The 14,262-nt window shown below is 40.9% G+C and carries 11 protein-coding genes and 3 tRNA genes; 10 read left to right on the forward strand and 4 right to left on the reverse strand.

Annotated features, from left to right (window positions below; translation table 11 throughout):
* The first annotated feature begins 105 nt into the window (after positions 1-105).
* Positions 106-1,776 (forward strand): glutamine--tRNA ligase, encoded by a 1,671-nt coding sequence (gene glnS, locus H5181_RS15050; protein ID WP_182751426.1) that lies wholly within the window; start codon positions 106-108, stop codon positions 1,774-1,776.
* A 68-nt stretch (positions 1,777-1,844) separates the two neighbouring features.
* Here glnS and H5181_RS15055 read toward each other — a convergent pair whose 3' ends face one another.
* The gene (locus H5181_RS15055; RefSeq protein WP_182751427.1) at positions 1,845-2,441 is read right to left on the reverse strand and encodes a Yip1 family protein; all 597 of its coding nucleotides are present in this window, start codon (positions 2,439-2,441) and stop codon (positions 1,845-1,847) included.
* Between the two features lie 359 nt (positions 2,442-2,800).
* Here H5181_RS15055 and miaE point away from each other — a divergent pair, with 359 nt between their 5' ends.
* Positions 2,801-3,568, forward strand: coding sequence for a tRNA isopentenyl-2-thiomethyl-A-37 hydroxylase MiaE (miaE, locus tag H5181_RS15060; protein ID WP_182751428.1), 768 nt, complete (start codon positions 2,801-2,803; stop codon positions 3,566-3,568).
* A 65-nt stretch (positions 3,569-3,633) separates the two neighbouring features.
* On the opposite strand, the gene H5181_RS15065 is transcribed toward miaE, so the two are convergent.
* Entirely contained in the window at positions 3,634-4,359 is a 726-nt protein-coding gene (locus H5181_RS15065) for a UDP-2,3-diacylglucosamine diphosphatase (protein WP_102036466.1), read from the reverse strand.
* Between the two features lie 2 nt (positions 4,360-4,361).
* The gene (locus H5181_RS15070) at positions 4,362-4,856 is read right to left on the reverse strand and encodes a peptidylprolyl isomerase (protein WP_011638050.1); all 495 of its coding nucleotides are present in this window, start codon (positions 4,854-4,856) and stop codon (positions 4,362-4,364) included.
* Between the two features lie 143 nt (positions 4,857-4,999).
* Between H5181_RS15070 and cysS the strand changes: the two genes are divergently transcribed.
* Positions 5,000-6,382, forward strand: coding sequence for a cysteine--tRNA ligase (gene cysS / locus H5181_RS15075; RefSeq protein ID WP_102036467.1), 1,383 nt, complete (start codon positions 5,000-5,002; stop codon positions 6,380-6,382).
* A gap of 98 nt (positions 6,383-6,480) precedes the next feature.
* Here cysS and folD read toward each other — a convergent pair whose 3' ends face one another.
* Positions 6,481-7,335 (reverse strand): bifunctional methylenetetrahydrofolate dehydrogenase/methenyltetrahydrofolate cyclohydrolase FolD, encoded by an 855-nt coding sequence (gene folD, locus H5181_RS15080; protein ID WP_011638048.1) that lies wholly within the window; start codon positions 7,333-7,335, stop codon positions 6,481-6,483.
* Between the two features lie 291 nt (positions 7,336-7,626).
* On the opposite strand from folD, the gene H5181_RS15085 reads away from it, so the two are divergent.
* The 7 genes from H5181_RS15085 (at position 7,627) to lon (ending at position 14,244) form a co-directional block, all read left to right on the forward strand.
* Positions 7,627-7,703, forward strand: a tRNA-Pro gene (locus H5181_RS15085).
* An 85-nt stretch (positions 7,704-7,788) separates the two neighbouring features.
* Positions 7,789-7,865 (forward strand) — tRNA-Arg (locus H5181_RS15090).
* An 8-nt stretch (positions 7,866-7,873) separates the two neighbouring features.
* A tRNA-His gene (locus tag H5181_RS15095) sits at positions 7,874-7,949 on the forward strand.
* Between the two features lie 394 nt (positions 7,950-8,343).
* Entirely contained in the window at positions 8,344-9,648 is a 1,305-nt protein-coding gene (gene tig / locus H5181_RS15100) for a trigger factor (RefSeq protein ID WP_011638047.1), read from the forward strand.
* A gap of 90 nt (positions 9,649-9,738) precedes the next feature.
* Positions 9,739-10,350: an ATP-dependent Clp endopeptidase proteolytic subunit ClpP gene (clpP, locus tag H5181_RS15105; RefSeq protein WP_011638046.1), complete on the forward strand. Its 612-nt coding sequence runs from the start codon at positions 9,739-9,741 to the stop codon at positions 10,348-10,350.
* A 130-nt stretch (positions 10,351-10,480) separates the two neighbouring features.
* Positions 10,481-11,761, forward strand: coding sequence for an ATP-dependent protease ATP-binding subunit ClpX (clpX, locus tag H5181_RS15110; RefSeq protein ID WP_011638045.1), 1,281 nt, complete (start codon positions 10,481-10,483; stop codon positions 11,759-11,761).
* A gap of 131 nt (positions 11,762-11,892) precedes the next feature.
* A complete protein-coding gene (gene lon, locus H5181_RS15115) occupies positions 11,893-14,244 on the forward strand; it encodes an endopeptidase La (protein WP_102036473.1) in 2,352 nt (783 codons plus the stop codon).
* Positions 14,245-14,262: the final 18 nt, after the last annotated feature.

A 14,262-nucleotide genomic window follows, 5' to 3' on the forward strand; every position in this document is an offset into this window, starting at 1 on the left:
TGCTTTAACAAGCTAACTTTTTCGGTACTAGCAGTTGTAACTACATAAGATCTGTAGGATCATCTATTTTTATTCATATTGCCATTGTGCGCCAAGAGGAATTCCATGAGTCATGTGGACACCGAAGTACGTCCAAGTAACTTCATTCGTAATATCATAGACGAAGACCTAAAAAGCGGTAAGCACAGCCAAGTACATACACGTTTTCCACCAGAACCTAACGGGTATTTACATATTGGCCATGCTAAATCTATTTGCTTAAATTTTGGTATTGCAAAAGATTACCAAGGTCAATGTAACTTACGTTTTGATGATACAAACCCTGAAAAAGAAGACATCAATTATGTTAAGTCTATTCAGGAAGACGTGCGTTGGTTAGGCTTTGAATGGTCTGGCGATATCCGTTATTCATCAAACTATTTTGATCAACTACATCAATATGCAGTTGAGCTCATTACCAAAGGCTTAGCGTACGTTTGCTTCTTAAATGGCGAACAAACCAGAGAGTACCGCGGTTCATTAAAAGAGCCGGGTAAAAACAGCCCATACCGTGACACCAGTGTTGAAGAAAATCTCGCGTTATTTGAAAAAATGCGTAAGGGAGAGTTCAAAGAAGGTGAATGTGCTCTGCGTGCCAAAATTGATATGGCATCACCCTTTATGTGTATGCGCGATCCTATTATTTATCGTATCCGATTTGCTCATCATCATCAAACAGGCGACAAGTGGTGCATTTACCCAATGTACGATTTTACTCATTGTATCTCTGATGCTATTGAGAATATCACTCATTCGATATGTACTTTAGAGTTTCAAGATAACCGTCGTTTATATGACTGGGTATTAGATCATTTAAATGATTTCCAAGCGCCAAATCGCACTCGTCAATATGAGTTTTCACGCTTAAATCTTGAATACACTTTGATGTCTAAGCGTAAACTAAACGATTTAGTCACACGTAAATTGGTTGATGGCTGGGACGATCCCCGTATGCCAACTATCGCTGGGTTACGTCGTCGTGGTTACACATCAGCTTCTATTCGCGAGTTCTGCTTACGTATTGGTGTTACCAAGCAAGAAAACTTAATTGAAGTCGGCATGTTAGATGCGTGTATTCGCGAAGAATTAAATGAACATGCACCTCGTGCAATGGCAGTATTAAGACCGATTAAAGTTGTTATTGAAAACTACCCAGATGCACAGCCTGAAACTATTACAGCACCTGCTCATCCAAATAATGAAGGCATGGGCACGCGTGAACTGACGTTTGGACGAGAGTTATTCATTGATGTTGAAGATTTTAAAGAGGAAGCTAATAAGCACTTTAAACGACTTGTTTTAGGTAAAGAAGTCCGTTTACGTAATGCTTATATTATTAAAGCTGAACGTTGTGACAAAGATGCCGATGGTAATATTACTACAGTCTATTGTACTTACGATGCAGATACTTTAGGTAAAAACCCTGCTGATGGACGTAAAGTTAAAGGGGTTATTCATTGGGTTGAAGCCTCAACAGCGAAACCTGCTGAGTTTCGTTTGTATGACCGTTTATTTACCAGTGAAAATCCTGCTGCTTTTGAAACTGTTGATGAAGTGCTAAATCCCAATTCACTCACAGTAGTGAAGGGACTCGTTGAACCTGGTTTAGTCAATGCTCCGGCTGAGAAATCGTTTCAATTTGAGCGAGAAGGCTATTTCTGTGCAGACAGTAAAGATTCAAGCGCTGAACATCTAGTGTTTAACTTAACGGTACCGTTAAGAGATACCTTTGCGTAATCAGCATTATGAATAACAAAAAGGCGCTAAATGCGCCTTTTTTGTTTTATTTTTCAATAATCAATAAATTATTGCATCATCGGCCCGAAGCCAATACTCCATAAAATGACACTACTTGCCATCAGTGCCACTAATAGTACAAGACCTGCAGTAACCACTGAGCTAGCGTAAATAAAACCCTTTTCTTCAGGGATATTCATAATAATAGGAACACCTGCATACAGTAGATAAACGGAATAAGACAAGCCAATCAAACCGACTATCATAATGAACCATAACACGGGGTAGAGTGCCGCTAAACCAACCATAAATAATGGGGTTGCAGTATCTGACGCTAATTCGAGAGCTTGAGTGTAAGTTGGATCAGCATCAAATGTTTTGCCCATCCAATATGCTAGATAAGCAAGAGCCATAACGCCAATAATCAAGCCGAAATACATTCCAACAGACATGAATAGTGCGCTTTTTGATGTTAGAAACAGAAGCTCTCCGGCTCCGGGATGCCAACCAATGTGTGCTGTCGCAAAATAAGCACAAATTGCAGGGATCAGTGCGATAAGCAATACATGACTCAAGCTGCTCTTTAGCGCTTCGTGATTCTTTTCAATTGTGTGCCACTCTTTTTTTGGATGAGTGTAAAGTCCCATTAAGTGATTCAATACCATTATAGTTATCCTTGTTTAGCATTTTTGACCTAGCTCGCCAAACAACGACGAACTGACTACAGCTTTTTACCAATCGCCTTAATCAGTCCACATCTACTTATCAACAGGGGAATGGTGTTGGCATAACACTGAGAGGGTTCCATTGCCAACATCTATGTTGTTAAGTTATGACTCTATCCCAATTTAGAATCATCATTTAAGGTGATCGATGGCATCTGTTATTAAATCGTTAAATTAGATGCTCAGCTTATTTATTGAACATAATTAGACTTTCGTCAAGTTGTATTATGTTTTTGGCTTCAGAAAAGATCGCTCTAAAGGTAAAATGAACATAGATTTTTGAAAGGATTATCCATTTTATGCAGCAATTACTTGTCCCTATTTACGACTTTTTAGGTTGTGAGACGCCAAATCGTTGGGTCGAACAAGCTAAACAACCCGAACAACTCACTGCATTACTGATTGATCATTGCAACTGTGAACTTAAAGCTGCACAAACTGCAATGTTAATGATCCGCAAATATGCGATTGATAAAAGTAGTTCACATCTATTAAAGACCTGGGCAAAGCCTTATGAAGATTTCGTTTATCAACAAGACCGAAATGCTCACGAATTTTTAGCTCGAGATAGCAAAAAGAATGACATCACTAGTGAATTAGTAGCCAATAAAAGTCTCACTAATAGCACTGATTTAATGAGTAAAATGGTGCGTTTGATTAAAGAAGAGTTTCATCACTTTGAACAAGTTTTACAAATTATGACTGCGCGTGGCATTGATTACAGTAATATTCGTGCTGGTCGTTACGCCAAACAGTTAATTATTCATATGCGGACTCATGAGCCACTTACGTTAATTGATAAGTTAATAATTGGCGCGTTTATCGAAGCGCGTTCATGTGAACGATTTGCCAAACTTGCGCCGCACTTAGATGATGAGCTCGCCAAGTTCTATACTTCATTACTTCGTTCAGAAGCTCGACATTTTCAAGACTATTTGGCTCTTGCTGAGGATATTGCAGGTGAAGATATCAGTGAACGGATTGATTATTTTCGTAACAAAGAAATGGAATTAATTTTGACAGAAGATAGCGAGTTTCGTTTTCACAGCGGTTTACCGCCACAATAACCAACAAGTGCGCGATATAAACCAAGACTCACTGATGATATCAACGTTGATACTGTTTAGTGAGCCTAGTTTGTTTCAGAAAAGGGCAATGTTACTAACTCGCAACCTTTCTCGCTGACGTTTAGCACGCTGCCTTGAGTATACCAATCACCGACCACAACACGTTGTTCTTGTGCGGTGAGTTGATGAATAGCTGGGCGATGAGTATGACCATGGATCATTCTTTGACAACCAGTACTTGCCAATAGCGCAGTAACAGCACTTGACTCAACATCCATGATTTCGTAATGTTTTTGTTGATTACCTTGAACACTTTTTTGACGAATTTTTGCCGCAATGTTTAAGCGTGTCTTTTTCGGTAGGTGGGAGTAAACCCATCGCACTATATCAAGACTTCGAAAGCGTCTGAATCGCTGATAAGCAATATCAAGGGTACAAAGGCTATCACCGTGTAAAATCACAGTGTTAACACCGTACAAGTTGATACAATACACTTCGGGCAATATTTTCATGCCCGCTCGTAGGCAAAATTGTTTGCCAACCATAAAGTCACGATTACCATGAGTAAAATATACAGGTATTGAATTCGATACTGTTTTGATTGCTTCTGCGATGGCAATGGTAAAGGATTCTGCAATATCATCACCCATCCAAACTTCGAATAGATCGCCGATGATATAAAGCGCTTCAGTATTGTCTAAACCATGGTTTAGGAAATAGATGAAGGCTTGAGTAATATCTGGGCGATCTGCACTTAAGTGCAAATCGCCTACAAAGATTGTTTTCTTCAAAATTACGCTTTAACGCTAACGCTTTTGATCACAATGGCTTCTAATGGTACATCTTGATGCATACCATTATTACCAGTGGCAACATTTTTGATTGTTTCAATAATGTCTAAGCCTTCAACCACTTCACCAAATACACAATAACCCCAGCCCTGTGAAGTTTCTGATTTAAAATCAAGGAAAGTATTGTCTTTTACGTTAACGAAAAACTGTGCTGTTGCTGAGTGCGGATCAGAAGTACGCGCCATGGCAACTGTGCCTTTACGGTTAGATAAACCATTGTTGGCTTCATTTTTGATTGATGCTTTAACACTTTTCTGGCTCATATCTTCAGTGAAACCACCACCTTGGATCATAAAGCCGTCAATAACACGGTGAAAAATAGTACCCTCGAAAAAACCATCTTCAACATACTGCATAAAGTTAGCCGCGGTAATTGGCGCTTTTTCTTCATTTAGCTGTAAAGTAATATCGCCCATATTGGTATGTAAAGTAATCATGTTGTCTCACTTGAAAATAATAATTTGCGCGATTCTAACTTATCTTAACTGCCGCATAAAGTGCAGTGTTCAAAACAGGTGACATCATGTTAGACTCAGCGATAACATTTCCCGTTATAAATTAGTGTAAAAGAGAACAATCGATGTTAAAGATTTACAATAGTATTAGCCGTGATAAACAAGAATTTAAACCAATAAATCCAGGTAAAATCGGAATGTACGTCTGTGGCGTAACCATTTACGATTTATGTCATATTGGTCATGGGCGTACCTTTGTTTCGTTTGACATGATAGTGCGTTATTTACGTTATATCGGTTATGAGGTGAATTTTCAGCGCAACATTACCGATGTTGATGACAAAATTATCAAACGGGCGGCTGAAAACAACGAATCTTGTGAGTCGCTAACTGAGCGTTTGATCGCCGAAATGCACCAAGATTTTGATGCCTTGAACATGAAACGTCCAGATTTTGAGCCTCGAGCAACGTTACATATTGAAGAAATTATCGATATGGTTCAGCGTTTACTCGATCGCGATCATGCTTACGTAGCCAGTAATGGGGATGTATTATTTAGCGTTGCATCATTCCCTGAGTACGGACAGTTGTCAGGTCAAAACTTAGACCAGCTTCAAGCCGGTGCTCGCGTTGAGATAGATAATGCTAAACGCAATCCTATGGATTTTGTGTTATGGAAAATGTCTAAACCGGGTGAACCAACGTGGGAATCACCTTGGGGACCAGGTCGCCCTGGTTGGCACATTGAGTGTTCAGCCATGAACAGTAAACATCTAGGTTTACACTTTGACATTCATGGTGGCGGGTCTGATTTACAGTTTCCACATCATGAAAATGAAATTGCACAGTCTTGCTGTGCTCACGATACCCCGTATGTTAATTACTGGATGCACACCGGAATGGTGATGGTTGACCGTGAAAAAATGTCTAAATCACTGGACAATTTTTTTACCATTCGAGATGTGCTTAAGCATTATGATGCTGAAACTGTACGTTACTTCTTATTATCTGGTCATTATCGTAGTCAGTTAAATTATTCTGAAGACAATTTAAAGCAAGCTCGTGCAGCGCTAGAGCGTTTATACACTGCGCTTAAAGGTTTAGACTTAACAGTTGATGCTGCGCCTGCTGAAGCGTTTGTAGCCAAGTTTAAGTCGGCAATGGATGATGACTTTAATACTCCTGAAGCCTATTCAGTGTTATTTGAGATGGTACGTGAAATCAATCGTCTTAAAACAACCGATATGGCAGCGGCATCGGCATTAGGTGTCAGCTTGAAGCAATTAGCAGATGTGCTTGGCCTTATCAGCCAGACGCCAGAAGCTTTCTTTAAGGGGGAGGGCAGTGACGATGAAGTGGCAGAAATTGAAGCGCTTATCGTTGAGCGTAACCGTGCCCGTACTGAAAAAGATTGGCCAGCAGCGGATGTGGCCCGCGATCGCTTAAACGAGTTAGGCGTTGAGTTAGAAGATGGCGGCCCTAGCGGCACGACTTGGCGTAAAAAGTAGTTTACTTCAAGTATAAAAACAAAAGCCTGCAATAGCAGGCTTTTTTGTTATTAATCAGCATGGTTGGCTTATCTGAGATTTGCTAATCTGAGATTTAGTTAACTATGATACTGCTCGCATGCGTATAGGGTGTTCTCTAATAAACTTGCTATCGTCATTGGGCCAACTCCACCAGGAACCGGCGTAATAAATGCAGCCTTTTCAGCGGCAACATTAAATTCAACATCACCCACTAAACTGCCGTTCTCCAAACGATTGATACCAACATCAATAACAATCGCGCCTGGTTTGATCCAGTCACCAGGAATAAATCCAGGTTTGCCAACGGCAACGACTAATAAATCTGCTTGACGCACTTTTTGTTCTAAGTTTTTGGTAAAACGATGACAGGTTGTTGTTGTGCAACCGGCTAATAATAATTCTAGTGTCATTGGGCGGCCAACAATATTCGACGCACCTACTACAGTAGCATCAAGACCATAGGTATCTATACCGGTTGATTTGATTAACGTCATAATACCCATCGGCGTACAAGAGCGGAGCACTGGGATGCGTTGAGCTAAACGGCCAACATTATAGGGATGAAAACCATCAACATCTTTATCTGGGCGAATACGTTCAATGACTTTTGAATCATCAATATGAGCGGGCAAAGGCAGCTGTACTAAAATCCCATCGATGCTTGGATTGGCATTACACTCATCGATTAGCGCTAATAGCTCTGCTTCGGTTGTCTCGGTGTCAAGGTCAAAAGATTGAGATTCAAAACCGACTTCCTCACAAGCTTTACGTTTACTGCCAACATAGACTTGAGATGCGGCATCACTGCCCACTAAAATAACCGCAAGTCCTGGCGCGCGAAATCCAGCTTGTCTACGTTGTGTTACTTTTTGTTTTAGTGTGGTGCGAATAGATTGTGCAATGGCTTTACCGTCAATAATTTGAGCAGTCATGGCTGTAGAGTTTCCTTTGAGTGACGCAGGTGTTGAAGTCAATTGTCGATCGGCCGTTATTCTAGCAGGCGTATTGAAGGGTGTCATTTGCTAGACGTGGAAAATACAGTGAATAAACTATTCGCGCTATGATGCTAATCACGATTTTTGCTGTTAAATTCGACATATAGCATTTAGGGTTAAAAAAATCGTTGACGATAGCAAAGTGACTCGTTAATATGCGCTCCGTTCTCGGGACAACATCGTTATTGTTTATAGATAATATGTGTTTCGAAAACAACGTAAGATTTTCGGTGATTAGCGCAGCCCGGTAGCGCATCTCGTTTGGGACGAGAGGGTCAGAGGTTCGAATCCTCTATCACCGACCAAATTAATGTTATTTGCTCTTGCAGTGAGTAACAGAACAAGTAAACTTGTTCAGCCAGACAGGATGCAGTATCTAACTGTAACCATGCGCCCGTAGCTCAGTTGGATAGAGCACCCGCCTTCTAAGCGGGTGGTCGCAGGTTCGAATCCTGCCGGGTGTACCATTTCAATGGTGATTGTAGCTCAGTTGGTAGAGTCCCGGATTGTGATTCCGGTTGTCGTGGGTTCGAGCCCCATCAGTCACCCCATTTTTCTGATTAAATCAAATTATCGTATAAATACCCTTTAATGGGTGTGATAGGTTTGGTTTAGTCACGATAATTGTTTTGCTGCTAAGCTTTTTGAGCGTAAGTCAAAAACTCATTTCGCACATTAAACGTGCAAACACATCAAAATTGAACATAAGTCGGCTTTTTTATCATGTAAATCGACCTTTTCAGGCTCGACTCTGTTAAAAACGGTAGCTATAATGTCGCGTCTTGATAAATATCAAAAATAAGCTATCTGTACCAACAGCGTCTTCAGCATCAATAATATCGCTGTGCTGGGTATCAGAGCTAAATTCATGGTCAAGAAACGAATATCGAATGGTTGAGTTGTCGACCATTACAAAGAACGTCAGACATATTTCGAGGTAAAACAATGCAAGTTTCTGTTGAAACAACTCAAGGCCTAGAGCGTCGCCTAACTATTTCTGTACCTGCTGAGCAAATCGAGAAATTGGTTAAAGACAATGTATTGCGCGAAGCTAAGCGTGCTCGTCTTCCAGGTTTCCGCCCAGGTAAAGTGCCTATCGGCGAAATCAACAAGCGTTATGGCAAAGCCATTCGTCAAGACATCACTGGTGAAGTGATGCAACGCAACTTTATTGAAGCTATCGTAGCTGAAAAGTTAAACCCTGCAGGTGCGCCAGTATTTACTCCTGGTTCAACTGAAGGTGATTCTTTTGAATTCGTTGCAACATTTGAAATCTACCCAGAAGTTGTCCTAACGGGTTTAGATAGCATTGCAGTTGAACAGCCTAAAGCTGAAGTTAATGATGCTGACGTTGATGTTATGATTGAAACATTACGTAAACAACATGCAACTTTTGCACCTGTTGAACGTGCAGCAGTTGCTGACGATAAAGTTAAAATGAACTTTATTGGTTCTATTGATGGCGAAGAATTCGAAGGCGGAAAAGCTGATGATTTCGAACTTCAATTAGGCAGCAACCGTATGATCCCTGGTTTTGAAACCGGTATCGTAGGGCATAAAACAGGTGATGAATTCGAAATCGAAGTGACTTTCCCTGAAGATTACCATGCTGAAAACTTGAAAGGTAAAGCGGCTAAGTTCGTTATTACGTTGACTGAAGTTCAAGCGGCTAACCTACCAGAAGTGAATGATGAATTTGCCTCATTGTTTGGTATTGCTGAAGGTGGCTTAGACGCACTTAAAGCTGAAATCCGTAAAAACATGACTCGTGAACTTGAGCAGGCGTTAAAAGCGAATGTGAAAGAGCAGGTTATTACAGGTTTACTAGCAGCAAACGATATCGCTATTCCTAAAGCACTTGTTGAGGGTGAAGTGAATGTACTTCGTCAACAAGCTATGCAGCGTTTTGGTGGTCAAACTGAAAATATGCCTGAACTTCCGGCTGAACTTTTCACTGAACAAGCTGAGCGTCGTGTTAAAATTGGTTTGCTATTAGGCGAAGTGATCAAGACAAACGAGCTAAAAGCAGAAGATGATCGTGTTAATACATTGATCGAATCTATGGCTTCAGCGTATGAAGATCCATCTGAAGTTGTTTCATACTACAACTCAAACAAAGAACTCATGCAAAACATGCGCAACGTAGCGCTTGAAGAGCAAGCGGTGGAAGCATTGTTAAAATCATCAAAAGTAACCGTTAAAGACGTTGCTTTTGAAGAATTTATGAACAAGGCTACCGGACGAGCGTAAGCTAAGCTTGACTTAACAGGTCGTTCGCCATTTATAATGGCTCGTATGAGGTTCCTCATGCGGGCCATTTTTATTTTAGGGAAATGAATAATGCATAATGCACCAGAATCAGTACTCAACGCTCTTGTTCCAATGGTTGTTGAACAAACAGCGAAAGGTGAACGTTCTTATGATATCTACTCTCGCCTATTAAAAGAGCGAGTGATCTTTTTAGTTGGCCAGGTAGAAGAACACATGGCTAACCTCATTGTTGCTCAATTATTATTCCTTGAGTCTGAAAGCCCAGATAAAGATATATATTTGTACATTAACTCACCTGGTGGCTCTGTCACAGCTGGCATGGCCATTTATGACACAATGCAGTTCATTAAGCCTAATGTGAGTACCGTATGTATGGGTCAAGCTGCGAGTATGGGCGCATTTTTGCTAGCTGGTGGTGCTAAAGGTAAACGTCATTGCTTACCTAACTCTCGTGTGATGATCCATCAGCCATTAGGTGGCTTCCAAGGTCAAGCATCAGACATAGCAATTCATGCAAAAGAAATTCTTGGTATTAAAAATAAATTAAACCAAATGTTAGCGGAACATACTGGCCAGCCTTTAGATATTATTGAACGCGATACCGACCGTGATAACTTCATGAGTGCTACTCAAGCTGTTGAGTATGGTATTGTCGATTCATTACTCACTAGTCGCGGCTAAAACTGGTAGCTGATTTTCTAGATACTTTCAGGTATTCTGTATTGAAAGGCGTTCAGTCATCAATGTGGTTATGATAAGTATCTACAAGCAGGGCTTAGGTTCAACCTAAGTTGTAAACAGAGGTAGAATAATGGGCGATAACAAAAATAACGGTGACAGCGGCAAACTGCTGTACTGCTCTTTTTGCGGAAAAAGTCAGCATGAAGTCAGAAAACTCATTGCTGGTCCATCAGTTTATGTATGTGACGAATGTGTTGATTTATGTAATGACATTATCCGTGAAGAAATCAAAGAGATTTCACCTAAACGTGATGAAGACAAATTGCCGACACCGCATGAGTTACGCAAGCATCTTGATGACTACGTAATCGGTCAGGATCAGGCTAAGAAAGTGTTAGCCGTAGCGGTATACAATCATTATAAGCGTTTACGTAATGGCGCTATCAAAGATGGTGTAGAGCTAGGTAAAAGTAACATTTTACTATTAGGCCCAACCGGTAGTGGTAAAACTCTATTGGCTGAAACGTTGGCTCGCTCACTTAATGTTCCTTTTGCTATGGCAGATGCAACCACACTAACCGAAGCAGGTTATGTGGGTGAAGATGTTGAAAACATCATTCAGAAGCTACTGCAAAAATGTGATTACGACGTTGAGAAAGCGGAACGCGGTATCGTCTATATTGATGAAATTGACAAAATCAGTCGTAAATCTGACAATCCTTCTATTACTCGTGATGTATCGGGTGAAGGTGTTCAGCAGGCGCTGCTTAAGTTAATTGAAGGCACCGTTGCTTCTGTTCCTCCACAGGGCGGACGTAAGCATCCACAACAAGAATTCTTGCAAGTGGATACCTCTAAAATTCTGTTCATCTGTGGTGGTGCGTTTGCTGGACTTGAAAAAGTCATTGAGCAACGTGCACACACTGGCACCGGAATTGGCTTTGGTGCAGAAGTAAAAGGCGAAGCGGATAAAGCGACTATTTCACAAATTCTTAGCCAAGTAGAGCCTGGTGATTTAGTGAAGTTTGGTTTAATCCCTGAGTTTATTGGTCGTTTACCTGTTGTTGCTACGCTAACTGAGTTAGATGAAGCTGCATTAGTACAAATTCTATCTGAACCTAAAAACGCATTAACTAAGCAATATAGTGCATTATTTGAGATGGAAGATGTCGAACTTGAATTCCGTGATGATGCATTACAAGCCATCGCTCAAAAAGCAATGTCACGTAAAACCGGTGCTCGTGGATTACGTTCTATTGTTGAAAGCATCTTGCTTGATACAATGTATGATATTCCGTCGACACAAGGCGTGATTAAAGCTGTTGTTGATGAATCAGTAGTGAAAGGCGAGTCAGCCCCTATTTTGATTTATGAAAACACTGAGACACAGGCTGCTTCAGGCGAGCAATAATTGCACTGATAGTCAGGAAGTTGAAAAATAAGGAGTCCATTGGGCTCCTTTTTTCGTATTAGCCATTGAAACTGATAACATCACCCCAATATACTCAGTAATAAGTCAATTTCATTAAACGGAATCGAGCCATGACTAAAGAGCGTGAAGCGCATATCGAACTCCCCGTATTACCACTGCGAGATGTGGTAGTTTACCCGCATATGGTAATTCCGCTATTCGTGGGACGGGAAAAATCTATTCGTTGCCTAGAATCGGCAATGGAACAAGACAAGCAAATTTTATTAGTCGCTCAGCGAGATGCTGATCTTGACGAACCTACCAAAGACGATATTTTCGATATTGGTACCGTTGCCTCTATTTTACAATTGCTTAAATTACCTGATGGCACGGTAAAAGTATTAGTTGAAGGTGGCCAGCGTGCCAAAATCAAGAAATACACCCAAGAAGAAGAATTCTTTGCCGCCACAGCTGAATACCTCGAGTCACAAGAGTTAAGTGAAAAAGAAGAAGAGGTGTTGGTTCGCAGTGCTATTGGTCAATTTGAAGGCTACATCAAGTTAAATAAAAAAATCCCACCTGAAGTATTAACTTCATTGTCGGGCATTGATGAAGCCGCTCGTTTAGCAGATACCATGGCCGCACATATGCCATTGAAGCTTGAAGACAAACAATCTGTCCTTGAGATGATCAATGTCGGTGAGCGTCTGGAATATTTAATGGCGATGATGGAATCGGAAATTGACTTGCTTCATGTCGAAAAACGAATCCGTACTCGTGTTAAAAAACAGATGGAAAAAAGTCAGCGCGAATACTATTTGAATGAGCAAATGAAAGCCATTCAAAAAGAGCTAGGCGATATTGACGAAAGTCATGACGAATTTGAAGTGTTGGCGCGTAAGATTGAAGAAGCTGGCATGCCAAGCGACGCCAAAGAAAAAGCCACTGCTGAGTTAAACAAACTCAAAATGATGTCACCTATGTCAGCAGAAGCGACGGTTGTGCGCAGCTATGTAGACTGGATGACAGCGGTACCTTGGAAACAACGCTCTAAAATAAAGCGTGATTTGGCCAAAGCGCAAGAAGTACTCGACACCGATCATCATGGGCTTGAAAAAGTCAAAGAACGTATTCTTGAGTATTTAGCGGTTCAAAGCCGAGTTAAGCAGCTTAAAGGGCCTATTTTGTGTTTAGTAGGACCTCCAGGTGTAGGTAAAACCTCATTGGGCCAGTCGATTGCTAAAGCAACCGGTCGTAAGTATATTCGTGTTGCATTAGGCGGCGTACGTGATGAAGCGGAAATTCGTGGTCATCGTCGTACTTATATTGGTTCTATGCCAGGTAAAGTCATTCAAAAGATGGCTAAAGTGGGCGTTAAAAACCCATTGTTCTTGCTCGATGAAATCGACAAGATGAGTTCTGATATGCGTGGTGACCCATCATCAGCATTATTAGAAGTACTCGATCCTGAACAGAATGCGACCTTTAACGATCATTATCTTGAAGTTGATTATGACTTATCAGATGTGATGTTCGTTGCTACGTCAAACTCAATGGATATTCCAGGCCCTTTACTTGACCGTATGGAAGTTATTCGTTTATCGGGTTATACCGAAGATGAAAAACTCAATATTGCTAAGAAGCATTTACTGACTAAGCAAATTGAACGTAACGGTCTTAAAGAAAAAGAAATCAAGGTTGATGACAGCGCTATTTTAGGCATTATTCGCTATTACACTCGTGAAGCGGGCGTGCGTTCATTAGAACGTGAATTGTCGAAGATTTGTCGTAAAGTGGTTAAGCATATCCTGCTTGATAAAACGGTCAAAGTGGTTGAAGTTAACCAGGAAAATTTAAAGTCATTCCTTGGTGTGCAACGTTTTGATTTTGGCAAAGCCGAATCAAATAACCAAATCGGTCAAGTGACCGGTCTTGCATGGACTCAAGTAGGCGGCGATTTATTAACAATCGAAGCCACCTCAGTCGCAGGTAAAGGTAAACTGACCTATACCGGTTCGCTGGGCGATGTGATGAAAGAATCGATTCAAGCTGCAATGACAGTGGTACGTGCTCGTGCTGAAAATCTTGGTATTAACAATGATTTTTATGAGAAACGAGATATCCATGTGCATGTGCCAGAAGGTGCTACGCCAAAAGACGGTCCTTCAGCCGGCGCAGCAATGTGTACTGCGTTAGTGTCTAGCTTAACGGGTAACCCTGTGCGCAGTGATGTGGCAATGACCGGTGAAATTACTTTACGTGGTGAAGTATTACCCATTGGTGGTTTGAAAGAGAAGTTATTAGCAGCCCATCGCGGTGGAATTAAACATGTATTAATTCCTCAAGAAAATGAACGCGATCTGGAAGAGATTCCTGCAAATGTGATTGCTGATTTAATCATTCATCCAGTGCGTTGGATAGATGAAGTGTTGAAATTGGCGCTTGAGCGACCAGTTGAAGGCTTTGAAGTGGTTAAAAAATAGCTTGTTAGTTAAAAAATT

This window comes from Shewanella sp. SG44-2 (assembly GCF_014164215.1).
GTDB lineage: Bacteria > Pseudomonadota > Gammaproteobacteria > Enterobacterales > Shewanellaceae > Shewanella > Shewanella frigidimarina.

What these genes read in the sequence shown, in the direction of transcription:
- H5181_RS15055 (WP_182751427.1), bottom strand. Translation starts at nt 2,441, where the DNA reads ATGGTATTGAATCACTTAATGGGACTTTACACTCATCCAAAAAAAGAG.
- clpX (WP_011638045.1), top strand. Translation starts at nt 10,481, where the DNA reads ATGGGCGATAACAAAAATAACGGTGACAGCGGCAAACTGCTGTACTGC.
- miaE (WP_182751428.1), top strand. Translation starts at nt 2,801, where the DNA reads ATGCAGCAATTACTTGTCCCTATTTACGACTTTTTAGGTTGTGAGACG.
- lon (WP_102036473.1), top strand. Translation starts at nt 11,893, where the DNA reads ATGACTAAAGAGCGTGAAGCGCATATCGAACTCCCCGTATTACCACTG.
- tig (WP_011638047.1), top strand. Translation starts at nt 8,344, where the DNA reads ATGCAAGTTTCTGTTGAAACAACTCAAGGCCTAGAGCGTCGCCTAACT.
- folD (WP_011638048.1), bottom strand. Translation starts at nt 7,335, where the DNA reads ATGACTGCTCAAATTATTGACGGTAAAGCCATTGCACAATCTATTCGC.
- glnS (WP_182751426.1), top strand. Translation starts at nt 106, where the DNA reads ATGAGTCATGTGGACACCGAAGTACGTCCAAGTAACTTCATTCGTAAT.
- H5181_RS15070 (WP_011638050.1), bottom strand. Translation starts at nt 4,856, where the DNA reads ATGATTACTTTACATACCAATATGGGCGATATTACTTTACAGCTAAAT.
- clpP (WP_011638046.1), top strand. Translation starts at nt 9,739, where the DNA reads ATGCATAATGCACCAGAATCAGTACTCAACGCTCTTGTTCCAATGGTT.
- cysS (WP_102036467.1), top strand. Translation starts at nt 5,000, where the DNA reads ATGTTAAAGATTTACAATAGTATTAGCCGTGATAAACAAGAATTTAAA.